The following is a 17,923-nucleotide window of genomic DNA, read 5'->3' on the forward strand; positions in this document are numbered from 1 at the left end:
ATTATTCGTTGCCGGGCGCATAAAGACCCGCAGCGCGTTTTAATATTCCCTTGATGCGCTTTCGCAACCGCTTCGGCGCCAACACCTCCACGCCTTCTCCAAACCCGAGGATCAGCCGCTCTATTTCATAATTGAGTTGTAAGGTTACTTTGATTTCCAGGCTGCCATCTTCACTCCGCGGCAGACTTACCTGGCTATGGTGTAATGGTTTCGTCAATACGTAGGGTGCGTTGTGGTGGTCAAAGCGTAGCCGGATGGGTACGGGGCGGTTGCCGATCACGGTCACGCCGAAAGTATCCCGGTAATACGTAGTGGCATCAAAGTCGCGGCGTACGTAGTCGGTACGCAGGTCTACGGAAATACTTTTTATTCGATCCAACGCCAGGGTGTATAATTTTTCTTCTTCCGCCTTTCGCCCGACCAGGAACCAACGATTATTGAATTCTTTTAATAAGTAGCCGTGAAATCGAAAGCGATTACTCTTGCGGGCTACGAACGATTGGTAATCAATCCAGACCACCACTTTTTTTGCGATGGCCTGATAGAGTACGTCGAGGTGCTCCAGCCCCACCAGTGATTCATTTTTATCAATATGAATGATGGGTTCCAGCTCGTTATCGTTTCGGTAAACCTTATCCTCCAATTTTTGAATGACGCCGTTTAATTCATTAAATAAATTAAAATCACGAAACTGCCGCAGCATGGTGACGGATTCGGTCAGCACCGCCATATCCGATTCCGTTAGCGGTACGTTGGCAATTTTATAGTCCGGGTCCGCGTAACGGTAGTATTTTCGGTTATATACCTCAATTGGTGCGTTGTAGCCCAGTTTATCGCTCCGCATCAATTGAATATCGAGTTGGACGGTTCGTTTGCTCACGTCCACATCGCGGCCTTCGAGTTCATAAAGGGCATCGGAGCAGGCATCGATGAGGTCCTGCAGCGCCCACTGCCGGCCATTGTTTTGGAGGCAGCGGTCGATGGTGCGGTAGCGGATCAAGGCATTTTTGGTGGTCATCTTATTATTCGGTTACGGTGTAGCCTGAGGCGGTGGGCGCCCCGACTGAGTGCGGGACTAACTGCGTGGCGCTGTCGCGGGTGCCGGGTAAAGGGTAAGAAAAAAAGAAATATCCCGCAACTTTCGAACTGCGCAAAAGCATTGCGTACTCGCAAAGATACATTGCAGCATGAAAGCATTGAACACCACCCCCATCACTGGTCAGACCCTGATCGATTTAGGATTTTCCCCCGGCGCATGGTTCGCCGAAGCACTGCAATACCTGGCCCAAAACCCACTGGAAGGCGACGAATTGTTGACCTACCTGCGCGAAAAGGAACCGGTGATTCCGGACGTAGTCGCGCCCTTCACGGAGCCCGTTCCTTATCACCGTAACCTGCGGGCGGAATCCGCCGTAGAAGCGGATAACGTAGAAAAGGTATTCGCCACCATGGATGAGTTGATGAAGACGCCCACCCTCGTAGCCGGCGCCGTTATGCCGGACGCCTGCCCAACGGGTGGCATCGGACAGATCCCCGTTGGTGGGGTTGTGGCGGCCCGCAACGCCATCCACCCCGCGATGCACTCCGCGGACGTTTGCTGCTCCGTTATGATCACCTTCCTCGGTGATGCGGACCCGAAAAAAGTACTGGATGCAGCGCATAACGTGACCCACTTCGGTCGGGGAGGCCGCCCGAAGGAGGACCGTTGGGAACTGCCCGGTGACCTGGCGGCGCGGATTCGTAGCAACGCTTTTTTGAACGAAGAGAAGTTGATCCTGAAGTCTGAGTCCCACCTGGGTACGCAGGGGGACGGTAACCACTTCCTGTACGTCGGCCAGGTGGAGTCTACCGGCGAGACGGCGTTGGTGACGCACCACGGAAGCCGCGGCTTCGGCGCGTCCCTGTACGCTAAGGGAATGCGGATTGCCGAGAAGTTCCGCCGGGCCATCTCTCCGGAAACGCAGGAACGCAACGCCTGGATCCCCTACGATACCCCCGAAGGAGAATCCTACTGGGAAGCTTTGCAGGTCGTCCGTGACTGGACGAAACTCAACCACCAATTGATCCACACCGCCACGGCCAAGGCTGCCGGCGCGACGGCCACGAACAACTGGTGGAACGAGCACAACTTCGTCTTCAAGGATGGCGACCTGTTTTACCACGCCAAGGGTGCTACCCCGCTGGACGACAAGTTCGTTCCCGATAGCCAGGACGGGCTGCGCCTGATCCCGCTGAACATGGCCGAACCCATTCTGATTGTGCGCGGTGATACCACGGAGAACAACATCGGTTTCGCCCCGCACGGAGCAGGCCGTAACGTAAGCCGTACCGCCCACATGAAATCAAAGGGAAACCGTACCGTGCGGGAGATCTTTGACGACGAGACCGCTGGGTTGGACGTTCGTTTTTACTCCAAGAGCATTGACATTTCCGAACTGCCTTCCGCCTACAAGGACGCGGCGACCGTGCAACGGCAAATGGAGGAATTCGGCCTCGGAGAAATCGTAGACCGGGTGTTACCCTACGGTTGCATCATGGCTGGGAATACGGGGCGCCACAACCGCCGCCGGTCAGGTCGGGGGAAGCGGCGGTAGTAGTTGGACTTAGTTAATTTTAATAAGTAGCTCTTCTCAGCAATGGGAAGGGCTACTGCTTTTTTGCCCGTTACCAAATTCTTACGATACCGGTTTATTGTGGTTGAGGACGTTAATAATTTTGAAAGATGATAACCCGTGCTGGCTAACACTAGGCTTACGGACTATTTTTAAGCACCTGATTAACGAATCATAACACCACGCCATGAAGCACTTTACCCTGTTTTTATTTTTCGCATGCCTCATCCTTTCCTCCTGTAGCCCGTTGCGGGTCGTCCGGTTAGAACCCGTCCCCGCTCAAATTGATAGCTACGAATACGGTAACGCCGTAGCCGTAGCTAACCTGCCCACTGCGGAGGTCAAGACCAGTTTTTTTGATTCCGATTCGGAGGTGGTCATCTTCCACGTGGAGATCAAGAATACCGGAGACCAGGCGATTACCTATGACCCCGCCGAGGCAAGCATCACTACACCCGACGGTGAATTTTTCTCGGCCATTGACCCGGAGGTAGAAATTCTCGAGCTTGATCTTGGGGAGATCCGCCGTATTCGAACTAACCGAACCCTTGCCATTGCGGGCGTTGCCCTGGCCGTCACTGGAGCCGTCGTGGCCGGTACGGTTGACGATGGTGGCGCCGACGCAGTAAGCGGCTTCGCTACCGTCCAGCAACAACTGTATACGGACCTGACCTTTGCCGTAGTTGACGCCGCGGTGTTAGGTCTCACCAGCCGTCAGTTTCCCCTCAATCCGGAGGACTTGCCCGGGAGTGAGGAGCGGGATTTTTGGCTGCAGTACGCCATGCGTATCACGACGATCAAACCGGGTGAAGTAGCAATAGGTAAGTTGGCCTTCCCGCGTTCTATTCTGGAGGGAGAGCACGAAGTAGCACTGCCCGTAGCTGGTGAGGTGGCTAAGTTCAACTACCTCCAACGCGTTTATCGATAAGGGTTGCTACTTTTCTCGGGGCCGAACATATATTTGTTTTTCCTCTTTATCGAGATGTACCAATCAAACTCAACCCACCATGATGAATAGTAATCAGGTTCTGGAACGGCTTAAGGCCGGCAACGAACGCTTCGTAAACGACAAACTGGACGGCCTGCTGCAGGACCGAGAACGTCGCGGTAGCCTTACCGGCGGGCAGGAACCTTACGCCATCATCCTATCCTGTGCGGATAGCCGCGTGGTGCCAGAATTAGCTTTTGACGCCGGTCTGGGGGAACTCTTCGTCGTCCGCGTTGCGGGTAACGTAGCCAACTCTTCGAGCATTGCCAGTATTGAGTACGCCGTCGCTCACATCGGTACACCGGTCATCGTCGTCCTTGGCCACGAGGCCTGCGGCGCCGTAACCGCAGCCGTCGCCGGTGGTGATAACGGATACAACCTTAACCACCTACTAGCCCACATCAATCCGGCCATCAATGCGTCTGAAGAAGGGGCCGAGGTCAACGACGTCGTGCGCAAGAATGCGGAGATGACGGCTAAGGAACTGCAAGCCCGCTCGGCCATCATCCGTGATGCGGTGAACAACGGTAAACTGGAGATCGTACCAGCCTACTACAACCTTTCCGATGGCAAAGTGGATATGCTCTAGTAGCGTCCAGTCAACTCAATAAAGCACCCCGGCCGGATTCTGATCCAGTCGGGGTGCTTCGTTTAGGGTAGGGCTTCTTCGTAATTATCCTGGCCTGCCTTAATTAATCGATAATCACCTTTACACTTCCAGCTACCTGCTCTCCGGTAACTCTTAGTATGTAAGTGCCAGTTGGAATACTCGATCCACCCAAACGCAGGCTTAGCTCGGAGATGCCCGCCGGATAATGTGCCTCGCCATAATCACGAATTAATCTGCCGTTTAAGTCCCATAGCGCAATGCGTAAAGTCCCTGGTGTGGTGAGGGAAAAAGTAGTCGTAGCCACCTCCCGTAACGGATTAGGGAAAACAGATAGGGGTAGGGGGGCAAGCGTAGTCTGTGACGTATTCACCAGGAAACCGGGAGAGACGGAAGCCAGACTTCCTCCAATTACCAGACGATCGTAGTCCACCAAAAGAGGAGGAGTACCTTCTACTTTTAGCTGGACGCCGTCGACACCATTATTCGCCCGGAAAGTATTCGCGGGCGTACGAACGTTGGCGGTACTGACGTCCGGGTCAGCACCAAGAGTAGCTAGGTCCGGGTCCACCCAGAGGTAGGCCATTTCTGCTCCATTATTACCACTGGTTTCGATCTTCAGCAGCAGGGTATGAATGCCTTCGGCGGCGATGTTGGTTTCGAAATTTACTCCACCGGGTAGAACGATGGCAATGCGGCCGTTGCCGAATTTTTTGCCGACGGATATGACCTGTTGGTTATTCTGCGTCAGGGTAAGGTTGCCGACGTTGCCGTTAGCGGAGCCGGGGAGCCAGTTCATAATGCAGGATACCCAGTACTCACGCCCATCGTCCAGCTGGCGGCGCATCCGGCGGTTGTAGCGGATACCGGCCCGGACGAACTCCAGTGAAGCGCGGGTTCCTCCGTCGGAAGGACCGATCAAGTCCGTTGGGATATCGCCACGGCGAATGATACCATCGTCGCCGATTTCCCGCTCCCAGGGGCTCGTCCAGCCCTGTTCACTGCCACCGTCGAGTTCGAACATCCCGTTGAGGGGCGCATAGTCGAAGCCCTCGAATGCGTAGACGGTATCTACCTGTGCGCTCAGGAAGCCGGGAATTATAGCCAATAAATAGAACAGATTTTTCATGGTCGTCATGGCTAAATCAATTACAGTTGCTGGGGTCAAAATTAGGATTGGGGATGGCAGGTCGGGCACCGACGCTATCCCGCCAGGCTTCCAACTTGGCTCGTAATTCCTGGGCGCGGGGTACTGTTGCCCCGTCGGCCGGATTCGCTTCCCCAGGGTCTGCCTCCAGATTAACGTAGTAAGAGCTATCAACATCAGAGTACCAATCAATGTACTTTTCGTTCCCTTCAATGATGGCCCCCGCCGGCATACCCCGTTGCGGGCTGTAGTGGGGGAAGTGGAAGTAGAGGGTACGCTGGCCATCTAAGTCCGGCGTCTGGGTAATGCTGGGAATCACTTCACCATCGGGTGTGGTTTCCGGATTACCCGCCAGGGCCGTGATGGTAGGAAAATAGTCTACGTTGCTGTTGGGGCGGTTAATTTCCGCCGGGCTCAGACGACCGGGCGCGTAGACGATGAGGGGGACCCGCAACCCACCTTCGTAGATGTACCCCTTACCATCCCGCAGCGGGCCACTATCTGTGGGTGGCGTATTCTCGGCGAAGGCCGCAACCTCTTCTACCGTAAGGGCACCGTGGTCGGAGGTAAATAAGATGATGGTATTTTCCATTAGCCCCCGGGCTTCCAGGGAATCGACGAGGCGGCCTACTTGGCTATCGATGGTTTCCACCATGGCGGCGTATTCGGCGTTGGGGAATTCCCGGTTAGTGGGCGCTAGGATTTCTTCGTACTTCTGCACGAGCTCCGGCGGGCCTTCAATGGGGACGTGCGGGCTGTAGTAGTTCAGGTTGAGGAAGAAGGGAGTGTCATCAGTAGGGAGCGCGTCCAGCGCCAGCGTGGTGATGGCATCCGTCAGGTAGTCATCTCCAGCAGCCGTGGTATTAAGTTCGGGGAAGGGGTTACCGTTGAAGAAGGGGCGGAAAAAGCTATTGGGTAAACCCTGGCCACCGGCCGCCAAACTCACGTCGTATCCGTGGCGCAGTGGGCCGTAAGCAAAGCCACCCAGGTGCCACTTACCAACGTAAAGTGTGCGGTAGTCCTGGTCCTGCAGAGCCTCCCCAATGGTGCGGTAAGCGTAGGCTAAGCGGATGGCATTGCGGGGAGCGATCACCGGCTGACAGTCCGTTGGCGTTGGTGTTCCCCGGAGGTGTTCGGTCATGCCCGTCCGTGCTGGAGCGAGGCCCGTTTGGATGGCTGCCCGGCTCGGGGAGCAAATGGGAGCAGCGCAGTAAGCGGCGTTGAACTTGAGACCGGCGGCAGCCATGGCGTCCAGCCGCGGCGTTTCGATGATGTCGTTACCGTAACAGCCCAAGTCGTACAGGCCCAGGTCGTCCGCTACGATCAGGATGATGTTGGGCCGGTCCATACCCGTTGGAGTGGGCGCGACTGCACCGGTGGGGCGGAGGACAAAGCCCATTCCCAGCAAGACGAAGGCGAAGAGGCCGAATAGCTTTAGGGGCATAAGGATCTATTTATTTGGATTCGGGCTACCTGTACTCAAAGTGAGCAGCCTACGCTGGTAATAATAAGGCTTCAGTGGTATGGGCTAAGGTGGGATGCCGACAGTTGACCCAGGTGCCGCTTCTTAGGTGATAGAATTTAATCCCTCCGGTCAGTCACCGACTGTTTCGCGGCCTTCTCGGTATTGCGTGGCACTTTGCTTTCCTGGCGGGCGGTCTTGCGCTCATTCTTCCACCGTGAACGAAGTGCCTTCCACTCTTCGAGTTCCCCCCGTTTTTTGTAGTACTTCCTGCGACTAAGGAGAAAACCAGTTTTCGGTTTGTCTGCCTGTGGGTCCTCCTCTTCCATCTTCATAGTAAGGTAGACTTTCCATCCCGCGTGGGCGTAGCCCTCTTTGGGCGGTGCTTCATCCAGGACACCCCGGAATAGATTAGACCATACCGGCACGGAAACCAGCAGGTCGGGCCCATCCGCCAGGCTGTACTGTCCTTCCAGGAACAGTTGCAGGGCAGTGGTTTGAATTTCCATTCGTGGTATAGGCAAGACGCCGTGATTCATTTCCAGGTAGCCAGAGAGTGGAGCCAGACCTAAACGCTCGAAGCGGCGTTGCATTTTCGCTTTCTTGCCCACCTCCAGTAGTTGTGGCCAATCCGTAAGGACGATGTTCTGCAGGTCATAATTCAGGGTAGCCGTCGTGCTATCGAAAATCACCTGTTGGATGCGCTCATTCAGCCAGCCATTCATTTCTCCGTGAAGGTTGAGCCTGCCGGAGATTTCTCCTATTTGCTTTTTGACCTCAGGGTTAACTTTTGCGAATTCGCCGACCAATTGGTCCAGGTCGATGTTTTCGATGCGGTAATTGGCGTGAAAGGGAGATACGGCCAGGCTGTCGAGCGCGTAGACCGCGTCGATCTCCACCTTGCCATCGTCGATGAGGAAGCCGGTGCGTTCCAGCACAAGTTCATTATTGTTACGGACGCGCATGCCCGTGGCTAAATCCAAGAGCGTTGTGCGGGGGGAAAGAATGAAGGTGTCCACCTCTAGGCTCAGTTCGGGGCGGAAAGAGTTGAATACCCCACCGGTGGTCGACAGTACCTGCTTTAAGCTACTGGCCTTAGTCACCGTATCCGTTACTGTTTCGGTACCAGCGATGGAGTTCAAAGAATCCACCACGATACTATCGGTACTTGACGTAAAGTTGTCCCGCTGCGATTGGATGAGGCTGAGCAGATCCGGGTAACTCAAGGCGTCCGCACGAATGTCGGCTTTTACGTGGAAGGGAGCTGTGGCCTCAATGGTGTCCGGGAACATGAAAGCTGCCAGCTGATCCAGGTAACCATCTAGCCGGATGGTACGGTTGGTGGAGTCGGTAACGAGTTTCAGAGAGTAATCCGCCCGTTCTTCGGCAATCTTTACGTCGAAGTGGCGCACGGGAATGTAGACCTGCCCGGGCCGGTAGAGAATTCTGCTGCTGTCGATGGAGAGGTCCATACGACCAGTTTTCAGTAGGGCGGGGAGGTCTTCCGGGGTGCCGTCCAAATCCAGGTCGATGGCAAAGCGGCCTTCCCCAAAGAAGAAGTTCTCGGCGGCGAAGAGTACGTTGACGACCTGGGGGTCACCGTTGAGGTGGAACTTGGTCTGGATGCTACCGTCCGTTTCGCTGGGTTCGTACTGGAGGGTGCCGGAAAACAGTTCGTCCCGCCCGTCGTCAAACAGGAGCCGGCCGTAGTTGTAGCCACCCACGATACCAATGGAGTCGGCGATGCGGCCCCGGTGCTGGAAATCGATGTGTAGATCGGAGGGGAGTGTCTCCAACTCTTTGGGGAGAGCTACGCCGAAGTAGTCCAGACTATTCCGCAGCCGGTTGAGGTTGAGGTGCTGGGCCACGAACTCCACGTCGAAGGGGGTAACGCTCGGCTCATTCATGTCCAAACGAGCGGCGAATTGAATGTCGCTGCCGGACCAATCAAAGGAGGTTTTCTCCAGCCGCAGGGTGTCCTCGACGAAATGGAGGCCGGTCGTAAAGTCCGTGAGGGTGAATACGTCGTAGTACTTCACGGTATCAAACTTCATGCTGAAGTTGGGGTGGAAGGCTTTCTCGATACCCATCAGCGAGGCTTTCATGGCGGCTACCTGTTGGGCTTCCGTCAGCGTATCCAGTGGTGGGCGGCCGTCCGGACCGTACTCGCCCACTTCCCCGGCACCTGCGGCAGCGCCCTTATTCTTTTTGGGAGCGGGGCCGTCGGTGAACACGAGTTCTTCATCGTCAGAAACGAGGCGGCCGTCTTCGCCGAACAGGGCCCGGAAGTCGCGCCAGTCAAAGCGCTCGGTGTGGAAGTTTACGTCCGTGGTAATGCGCTGAGCGGGCTGGTCCATGAGCAGCGGCACGATGTTGTCGATCTTGCCGTTGAGGTCAAAACTGAAGCCGGTGCGTAGGGGGCGGCTGACGATGCCGTAACGAATATCCTGGCCATCCTTGACCGTACGGATCGCCCGGAAAGGGAAACTGATACCGGCCGGGCCGTAGAAAACTTCGGTGTTGTAAAAGGCGATCTCCCCGTCCGTAGTCTGAATGATCTCCTCAAAATCGAGGAGCGAAGCATTGACGCCAGCCTTAAGCCGAAACTTACCCCGTTTGAAGAAAAATGCATCGTTGCGCAGGTAGTCACTCACGGCACGGGCCGGCCCGGAGATGTCCAGGTTAGCGCGTAGAATGGCATCACGGCCCGGAATCCTGACGTCGACCCTATCGGTTTCAATGAGGACGTTGCCGAGGTAATAAGCCTTCACATTTTTGGCGCGCACGCGCAGGTTGCGGGGGCTATTGGGAATGCCTCCCTCCGCCGGAGAAAGCCGATTGATGAGCGTGCCGGTAGCGTAAACCTTGTCGAATTGGTGTTCCTTTAGGCGGACGTCCTGGCCGGACATCACGTAGTCGATTTCAAGGCGCGGGTCGTTTCCCGGGCCAAGGGGCGTAGCGATGGAAACGTGGGCGGGGAAGGCGCCCGTAACCGTATAGTCCGCCAGTTTTTCCTGAAGTTCCTCCGGTAGAATGGATTGCGCCGTGGCGTAATCAATTGCCTCGGAAGACACGTCGATGTAGGAGGTATCCGTCTTTTCCTTGTGGATCTCCGCGGCTAGCCGGAGATCCATACCCGCCACCGACAGGTTCGCCGGGTGCAGTGTAATGACTTCTTCCCCAAGAACTACGTCCAACGGCCCACTCAGATCCTTACCGCGCAGGTAACTTCCCTTGTCGGTGTTGAAGGCGAGGTCCGTGAAGTGGAAATCGACGTTGGCGTCGACGCACAATTCTCGCTCCTCATTTCGATCCACTACCGCACTGAGGGACCTGGCCAGCACCTCGATGTTTTTCCGCTTTTTGGGGTGGATGAACTTGAGGTTGACGTTGTCGAGTGCAGCCGTCAGCCCCTCCCAATCCACGCTGATGTAGTTGGGTTGGACGGCATCTTTTAGCGTATCCAGCTTGGTTTTAACCGTGTCTCGATCCGCCAGGTAACCCAGGTTGAAGACGCCGGCGGAGTCACTTTCCAGGTGCACTTGGGCATCGATCATCCGTATCTCTTGGATGCGAATGCGGCCGGCCAGCAGGTTGTCCAGATCAACCTTTGCCCGGATACGCTGGGCGTTGATGAGTTCCGGCACCCGCGTAGCCTGCGTGGTGTCGCGCACGACGAGGCTGTCGACGGTAAGGCGTACTTCGGGCCAATCCTTCCAGATCTCGAGGCGGACTTCGCGTAAGGAAACGGACATCCCCTTCGTCGCCAGGTACTCATGAAGCAACTTCTCCTGGTTGGACTCGAGGTAGTCGTTGGCGTACCACAGCGCCACCCCGGCCCCGATGAAGAGCAGGAGCCAGAAAACCAGGAAGATGCGCAGTAGCTTCTTGAGCATGATTAAAGGTAAGCGGTTTACAGTCTACAGTCTGGAGTCTATAGTCTGGAGTCTGTAGTCTGCAGTCGGTGGGGCTATAACGTAAAATAACCGCCTTCGTGCTGGGGACGAGGGCGGTTATTTTACGTTGCAGACTTTTGGTCAGGCGGAATTAGCGGAAGATGACACGTTGGGCACCGAGCAGACCTCGTTCGCCATCCAAGAGGCGGAGGGTGTAGACGCCGGCCAGTAGCGTCGAGTAACTCCGCGCGGGCACTAGGCAGATCCGTGGGGCTACTGACCGCCAGGGTAAAGGTGCCGGAGTTTGGGTTCGGGAAAAGTTTTAAATACAAGGTCTTTAGGATGTAGATTTAGTAAGCTGACATTCATCGCATCAGCGACCCTTACCCGCAACTACCAAGCGCCCGGCGCCACCGGTCCAGACAAAGATGTAGCCACCGAGGGGTAGTCCCGACAGGTCAAGCATTCCATCCGTACCCAGCCGGTGACGCCCGTAGTCACGGCCCCGGAAATCGAGCAGTTGTACCACCGTTCCTTCCGGTAAGCCCCGCAACCAGGTTTGGCCACGCGCTGGGTTAGGCGTTGCCAGTACGGATTCAGCCAGGGCGGCTACCTCCACCCAGGGGGAGTAGCTCGTGCTGCCATCCAGATCTTCCTGGCGTAAGCGATAGCGCAGGTCTCCAGGGGGTACGGTTTCATCCCTGGTTGCGTAGCGACCGTCCAATCGGGCGGCAACAAATCCGGCCTGCGCCAGCCCCGTTGGGCTCATTCGTTCCACGTAGAAGCCGGCGTTGTCGGTTTCATTCGTCGTTTCCCAGTTCAGTAGTACGTCCGCTTTCTCCCGCTCCGCCGTAAAGCTGAGGTAGCGGACTGGCAACGTGGCCCCACCAATCGTATTCGTCGCTTGCAGATCTATTAGTTCCACCGGCGAAAGGGCGCGGTTCCAGATGGTTACCTCGTCCAGAAGTCCGTTGAAGGGGCGGTCGCCGGCGTCCGTTGGTTGGTTACCGAGGGCTACGGCAACGTTGGGCGCCTGGGCAACCCGTCCGGTTTGGGCCATGCTGGCTACTTCGGTGCCGTCCACGTAGAGCCGCATTTGCGCGCCGTCGTAGGTGGCCGCTACGAAGGTCCACTCCTCGGCTCGCAACTGTCCGGTGGGGCTGGCCAGAGTGGCCGTGGTGGTTTGCGCGTCGGTCTTCAAACGGAAGCGTACGCCGGTCGTGCTGATCTGGCTCAGCATCCAGTAGTGCTGGTTGCCGGTCACGCCGTCGGCTTTGGAAATGAAGCGCCCTTCGGCCGTCGTCAGGGCGGTCGGGCGCACCCAGGCGGCGAGAGTTAGTCCGGCGGCGTCCACATCGATGGCGGGTAGTTCAACGCGTTCGGTCGCTACGTCGAGGGCGCCACCAAATTGGCCGTCCGCGGGCCGCCAGTTGTCGGCGGTGGTGAGGGTGCCATCCTGCCCGGCAACGAGTTCGGGTACGTTCGTGCCGGCAGTTTCGTCCAGCGGCCAGTAGGCAACCTGGGCCTGGCCGGGGTCCACAACGGTGATAATGACGACGTCCGTCGCTTGTTCGGCTTCGTCGCTTACGGCCAGTTCGAATTCGTAGCGGCCAGCCTCCGTTGGGGTGAACTGGGCGGTGGCCGTAGTCGCGTTCAGAATGGTAGTGGCCGGCCCGTCAAATTGCGTCCAGGCGTAGTTCAGGGTGGCGTCATCGAGGTCGGTACTCTCACTGCCGTCCAGCGTCACGGTGGTATTGATATTTACGGTTCGGTCCTCCCCGGCGCGGGCGATCGGCGGGAAATTTCCGTTCTGGGCGATGTTATAGTTCGCGCTGTTCACCGGGCCCGGCGCGGCATTCTGGGCGCTGGCGCGGGTGCGCAGTAAAGTGGAAGAAGCCAGGGTAAAGGGCCCCGTATACAAAGTGGATGTGCCGTCCGGTTCGGACCCATCCGTGGTGTACCGAATGTCCTCCACCAAGCCCGTCGCGGAAAGGGTGACGGTCACCGGAGCGGTAAAATTCCCACCCTGTGGGGCGATGGATACTTCCCCGGCGCGGGGGAGGGTAGAAGTCGTGTTGTAGTACACGACCGGACGGCCGTTGTAAAAGCGGGGCGCACCAGCTACGTCGAGGTCGCCATCACCGTCGAGGTCCGCGACGTCACCCAGGTAAAGTTTGCCACCCGGATCGTAATTGGTTTCGGTGAAGTTGCCCTCCCCGTCGTTGACGAATACGTAGCAGCCGTTGGAACCAAAACTGCGGCCGAGGAAGATGTCGAGGTCACCGTCGTTGTCTACGTCACCAAGGTCGGCGAAGTGGGCGTCCCCAGTATCATCGCGGAGGATGCGGGTGACGTAGTTGACGCTACCGTCCGGATTGAGCCCGGTGTTTTCGTGCCAGGCGAGGTACTGGACGGAGCCTTCGGCCGTGCCCATGTAGACGTCCGCATCGCCGTCGCCGTCCAGATCACCGATGGCGGCTTTGACTTTGCCGAAGACGCCCGTCAGGTTGGGGTCGATGGAGTAGGTGATCGGTACGCCGGTTTGGGCCCGCCAGTCGTCGGATTTCCAGTAGATGCCGGAGAGGACGATCTCCACGCCGGGTTCACCGTCCAGGTCGCCGACGGCCAGGCCTTCGTCGCGGCCGGCGTCGTTATCGCCGAGGATCTTCGCCGTCCAGTTGTTGATGTCGGCATTTTGGAAGTAGATCATGACCCGCTGGTCCGTCCAGGTGCGGGTAACGACGTCGAGCCGGCCGTCGCCATCCACGTCGATGACGACCATATCGTTCTGGTGGCTGACGTTGCCGGTGTACATGGTGATGCGCGTCCAGGGGGCGTAGACGTCGCCATCGGGTCCGGGATTCAGATAGAGGTAAGTGTTCCCCGGCCCGGAGTTGCGGGCGCCGTCGGAGGTCACCAAGTCGGGCCAGCCGTCGTTATTTATGTCGGCGGCTTCGGCGGCGTAGGGCCCGCCGGCGGAGGTCCCCATCTGGTATTCGGTGGTAAAATCCGGCCCGGCGTACCAGTACTGGTTGCCGCCACAGGCGAAGAGATCGACGTTGCCGTCTCCATCAAAATCGGCTACGGCCACGTCGGCGGTGGCTCGTCCGAAGGCGGTAGGTCCGGTAAAAGTAATTTGGGCGTGAGCGGGTAGGCTGGCGAGCAAGATCCAGCTGAAGGCGAAGACGAGAAAGCGAAGCATGTTGGTTTGGCTGGGGGCTTAGCCGAGAGCGAAGTTAGAGTTTAGATTTTAGATTTTCGTGTGCGAGGGTGGCGTAGCCCGGTCTAAAATCTAAAGTCTGGCTTCTAAAATCTCACGGGTAAACCTCCTTGGCGCCCACGGCGTTAGCCAGGCAGCTTCCCGATTGGGGAGGTTTTCTTTTATCACCAAGCAATACGCACATGTTTCAATTACCCAAACTCCCTTACGACTACGACGCCCTCGAACCGCACATCGACGCGCGCACGATGGAGATCCACCACACCAAGCACCACAACGGGTACACCACCAAACTGAACAAGGCCATCGACGGAACGGACCTGGCCGATAAGAAGATCGAAGAGATCCTCAAGGACGCCGGCCACCACTCCACGGCCGTACGCAACAACGGCGGTGGCTTCTACAACCACAGCCTTTTCTGGCAGGTGATGAGCCCCGACGGCGGCGGCAAGCCTTCCGGCGATCTCGCTAATGCCATCACCGAGGACTTCGGTAGCTACGACAACTTTAAGGATCAGTTCGCCGCAGCCGCCGGCTCCCGCTTCGGTTCCGGCTGGGCCTGGCTCATCGTGGGTGAGAACGGCCACCTCGCCGTCACCTCTACCCCTAACCAGGACAACCCGCTCATGGACGTTGCCGACGACCAGGGTACACCCATCCTCGGCCTCGACGTGTGGGAGCACGCATACTACCTCAATTACCAGAACCGCCGCCCGGATTACGTGAACGCGTTCTTTGACGTGGTGAATTGGGATGAGGTTGGGAAGCGGTACCAGGACGCGAAGTAAACTTCGCATCAGATTCTCGAATCTCGATTCTCGATTAGTGAGGACTGATTTGCTTACGTGACAGGCCCTCTCCCCCGTCCCCTCTCCAAAGGAGAGGGGAGACGTGACAGGTGTTCCGCCGGAGGAGGTTAAGCTTTAGCGCTCAATTCAAGTGCTGTTACTGTAAATAGTAATATGCTCACATTAATCCATGAATAGCCGGACTGCTTCTTGCCGTCCGGCTATTTGTTTTATATTGATATTAATGAAGAACTTTTTGCTGCGCAGGAGGGCTACTTTTGATCCGCCGCGGTTCCAGGGGTGGGGGCGGGAGCGCAGTTATTTTGAGGGGTGGTACTTCAAGGTGGTCGTCCCGCAGGAGGAGATTGCTTATGCGTTTATTCCGGGCATCAGTTACGACGCGGCGGGGGAGGGACATGCTTTTTTGCAGGTATTGAACGGGGCGGCGGCAACGTCGGAATACCATCGCTATCCAGTGAGCGATTTTAAGCCGGCGGCAGAGGAGTTTGCTTTGAGTTTGGGCCCGCACCGATTTAGTTCCGATACTTTATTTATTGATCTTCCGGGCCTGCAATTCGATATCAATTTAATTAATCCTATTCCCTGGGAGGCGCGACCGCTCGCACCGGGGATTATGGGTTGGTACGGCTTCGTGCCGCGGATGCAGTGCTACCACGGGCTGGTAAGTTTCCACCACGAGTTGTCCGGAACAATTACGGTAAATAATAAAAAATATTCCGCTGCCGGGGGGGTGGGGTATACCGAAAAAGATTGGGGTAGCGGCTTCCCCGATGCCTGGGTCTGGTGCCAGTCCAACCATTTATCGGGCACCAACGGGCCGGCGTGTTTGATGGCCAGCGTAGCGAGTATTCCCTGGTTGGGGACGTCCTTCACCGGCTTTCTCGCGACGTTTTATTTGGAGGGTGAACTCCACCTTTTTACCACTTGGGCGCAGTCGCAGGTGCAGTGTAAGTTGGACGGGGAGGCGGGGACCGTTAGCCTCACCTTTATCAAACCGGGGAAGCGCTTGCACATCACGGGCACCCCCGCCGCGGGAGGTGAGTTGGCCAGCCCCATCACCGCGGGAGGGATGACGGGCAAGATCAACGAATCCCTCCGGGCCGAATTGGACGTCCGGTTGGAAGTAAAGGGCGAATTAGTCTACGCCGGTACCGCCACCTGGGCCGGGCTCGAGGTGTCGGACAATGCGGCCATCTTGACTTCCTAAGCGGCCGTGATGAGGGCGCAGCAGAGCAGGAACAGGAAGAGATAGAATTTGTACATGGTTACGGGCTTTGTCCCGTCTATTCCTTTGTTGACCAATCCGTTACGTTGGAGGGCCAAATTTATTAGCGGTGGAATCCTGGGATTGGAGTTGCCCATTTTTACTTGCCCATTTTATGGTACCTGCGGCAGCGCCCAAACACCCCACCCAACAATGGGTTATACCAGCAACCAACCCAGCCCTACGCGGCCCCATCTACCCAAATCAGAACAATGGCTTTTTACGGACAACTCATCAAAACCATCCTGGAAGCGAAGCACGCTTTGCTGCCCCACGAACCGTCGGACCCCACGGCGGCGCAGGAGGACCAGCTGCGGGACTTGCTCGATACAGCCAAGGACACCGCGTTCGGCAAGTACTACAACTTCGCGGGATTGCTGGAAAAAGAGGACGTGCGCAAGGCCTACCGCAAAGCCGTGCCGATCTTTGACTACCACAAGATGAACGCCTCGTGGTGGAAGCAGCAGCGCCGTAACCCGGACATCACCTGGCCCGGCAGCCCCGACTTTTTTGCCCTCAGCAGTGGCACGACGGGGAAGAAGAGTAAGCGGATACCCGTCACCGACGAGATGCTGGCTTGCACCCAACGCGTAGGCCGCGCCCAGGCGGAGTGCCTCGCTAATTTTGAACTACCGGCGGACCTATTTGAGAAGGACATCCTGATGCTCACCAGCTCGGCCGACCTCGACGAGAAGGACGGCTGGCAGGAAGGGGAGATCAGCGGCATCAACGTGAGTAACATGCCGGACTTCATGGAGGCCGTCTACAAACCCGGTATCGAGATCGCTCAGATTGATAACTGGGACGAGCGGGTGCAACGCATCGCCGAAGAGGCACCGAACTGGGACGTTGGCGCCCTCGCCGGCATCCCCAGTTGGATCGTGATGATGTTGCGCAAGGTGATCGAAGTCAATAAGCTGAACAACATCCACGAAATTTGGCCCAGCCTGCAGATCTACACGACGGGCGGCGTGGCCTTCGAACCCTACCGCAAGAGTTTTGAAGCGCTGCTGGACCATCCGATCATCATCATGGATACCTACCTGGCCAGCGAAGGCTTCTTCGCCTTCAACGCCCGCCCGGGCACCATGGCGATGGAACTTGCCCTCGACCACGGGATGTACTTCGAGTTCATCCCCCACGACGAAACGGGCTTCGACGCCACCGGCCAGCTGCTGGACAAACCTAAAGTGGTCGACTACCGCGACGTGGAAGAAAACAAGGACTACGCCCTGCTCATCTCCACCCCCGCCGGCGCCTGGCGCTACATGATCGGCGATACGATCAAGTTTACGAATAAGGAAAAGATGGAGATCGTCATCACCGGCCGGACGAAGTACTGGCTCAACGTGGTCGGCTCCCAGCTCAGCGAAGAGAAACTCAACGCCGCCGTCGCCGCCCTCAACGAACAGACCGACAGTGAGATCAAGGAATTCACCGTCGGCGCCGTCCCTACCGAGGACGGAAACGACTACTACCACCAGTGGATCCTCGGCGTCAATAAGGAAGGCCTCGCTGCCGACCGGGCCCGGGACATCCTGGACGAGCACCTGCAATCCGTCAACAAGAACTACAAAGTGGCGCGGGAAAAGGCACTGAAGGGCGTCCGCGTCAAGGTCACCGCCGCCAATAAACTCTACGATTTCCTCGAGCAAAAGAAGAACAAGAAGGGCGGGCAGATCAAGTTCCCGAAGGTGATGACGGCGGATGACCTGGAGCAGTTGCTGGACTTCCTGGACTGATGTTCCGGCAGCGTTTTACCCTAATTCAGTCAGTTCCACCGCCGATAGTGCAAAAAGGCGCATTTTTTACGCACCAAACGAAGGCGGAGCGGTTTGTTTTGCAGACCTTTGTGGTCGTTTAAACTTACCCAAGGGTTACGGCTGATCACCATCAGTTTTACGCCCTGTTTGCCCCG

Annotated in this window: 11 protein-coding genes; 6 read left to right on the forward strand and 5 right to left on the reverse strand. The window is 57.0% G+C overall.

Going from position 1 to position 17,923, the window contains the following annotated elements:
• Nucleotide 1 precedes the first annotated feature (1 nt).
• Entirely contained in the window at nucleotides 2–1,018 is a 1,017-nt protein-coding gene (locus A3850_RS07600) for a YafY family protein (protein WP_068215265.1), read from the reverse strand.
• A gap of 169 nt (nucleotides 1,019–1,187) precedes the next feature.
• Here A3850_RS07600 and A3850_RS07605 point away from each other — a divergent pair, with 169 nt between their 5' ends.
• The 3 genes from A3850_RS07605 to A3850_RS07615 all read left to right on the forward strand — a co-directional run bounded on the left by A3850_RS07605 (nucleotide 1,188) and on the right by A3850_RS07615 (nucleotide 4,189).
• Nucleotides 1,188–2,594, forward strand: coding sequence for an RtcB family protein (locus tag A3850_RS07605; RefSeq protein ID WP_068215266.1), 1,407 nt, complete (start codon nucleotides 1,188–1,190; stop codon nucleotides 2,592–2,594).
• 205 nt (nucleotides 2,595–2,799) lie between these two features.
• Nucleotides 2,800–3,540 (forward strand): hypothetical protein, encoded by a 741-nt coding sequence (locus tag A3850_RS07610; protein ID WP_068215267.1) that lies wholly within the window; start codon nucleotides 2,800–2,802, stop codon nucleotides 3,538–3,540.
• Nucleotides 3,541–3,619: 79 nt separating this feature from the next.
• Nucleotides 3,620–4,189 carry a carbonic anhydrase gene (locus A3850_RS07615; RefSeq protein ID WP_231915294.1) on the forward strand — a complete coding sequence of 190 codons (570 nt, stop codon included), beginning with the start codon at nucleotides 3,620–3,622 and terminating at the stop codon, nucleotides 4,187–4,189.
• Between the two features lie 103 nt (nucleotides 4,190–4,292).
• Here the strand turns inward: A3850_RS07615 and A3850_RS07620 are convergent, their stop codons facing one another.
• The 4 genes from A3850_RS07620 to A3850_RS07635 form a co-directional block, all read right to left on the reverse strand.
• Nucleotides 4,293–5,336, reverse strand: coding sequence for a T9SS type A sorting domain-containing protein (locus tag A3850_RS07620; protein WP_197494009.1), 1,044 nt, complete (start codon nucleotides 5,334–5,336; stop codon nucleotides 4,293–4,295).
• A gap of 16 nt (nucleotides 5,337–5,352) precedes the next feature.
• Nucleotides 5,353–6,798 (reverse strand): sulfatase, encoded by a 1,446-nt coding sequence (locus A3850_RS07625; protein WP_068215269.1) that lies wholly within the window; start codon nucleotides 6,796–6,798, stop codon nucleotides 5,353–5,355.
• A 137-nt stretch (nucleotides 6,799–6,935) separates the two neighbouring features.
• A complete protein-coding gene (locus A3850_RS07630) occupies nucleotides 6,936–10,712 on the reverse strand; it encodes a hypothetical protein (RefSeq protein ID WP_068215270.1) in 3,777 nt (1,258 codons plus the stop codon).
• A 373-nt stretch (nucleotides 10,713–11,085) separates the two neighbouring features.
• Nucleotides 11,086–13,914, reverse strand: a complete 2,829-nt coding sequence (locus A3850_RS07635) for a LamG-like jellyroll fold domain-containing protein (protein ID WP_068215271.1) — start codon at nucleotides 13,912–13,914, stop codon at nucleotides 11,086–11,088.
• A 200-nt stretch (nucleotides 13,915–14,114) separates the two neighbouring features.
• On the opposite strand from A3850_RS07635, the gene A3850_RS07640 reads away from it, so the two are divergent.
• From A3850_RS07640 to A3850_RS07650, 3 genes are all read left to right on the forward strand, one after another.
• Nucleotides 14,115–14,720 carry a superoxide dismutase gene (locus tag A3850_RS07640; protein WP_068215272.1) on the forward strand — a complete coding sequence of 202 codons (606 nt, stop codon included), beginning with the start codon at nucleotides 14,115–14,117 and terminating at the stop codon, nucleotides 14,718–14,720.
• Between the two features lie 244 nt (nucleotides 14,721–14,964).
• Nucleotides 14,965–15,948, forward strand: a complete 984-nt coding sequence (locus tag A3850_RS07645) for a tocopherol cyclase family protein (protein ID WP_068215273.1) — start codon at nucleotides 14,965–14,967, stop codon at nucleotides 15,946–15,948.
• A 269-nt stretch (nucleotides 15,949–16,217) separates the two neighbouring features.
• The gene (locus tag A3850_RS07650) at nucleotides 16,218–17,747 is read left to right on the forward strand and encodes a GH3 auxin-responsive promoter family protein (protein ID WP_068215274.1); all 1,530 of its coding nucleotides are present in this window, start codon (nucleotides 16,218–16,220) and stop codon (nucleotides 17,745–17,747) included.
• Nucleotides 17,748–17,923: the final 176 nt, after the last annotated feature.

The organism is Lewinella sp. 4G2 (genome assembly GCF_001625015.1).
GTDB lineage: Bacteria > Bacteroidota > Bacteroidia > Chitinophagales > Saprospiraceae > Neolewinella.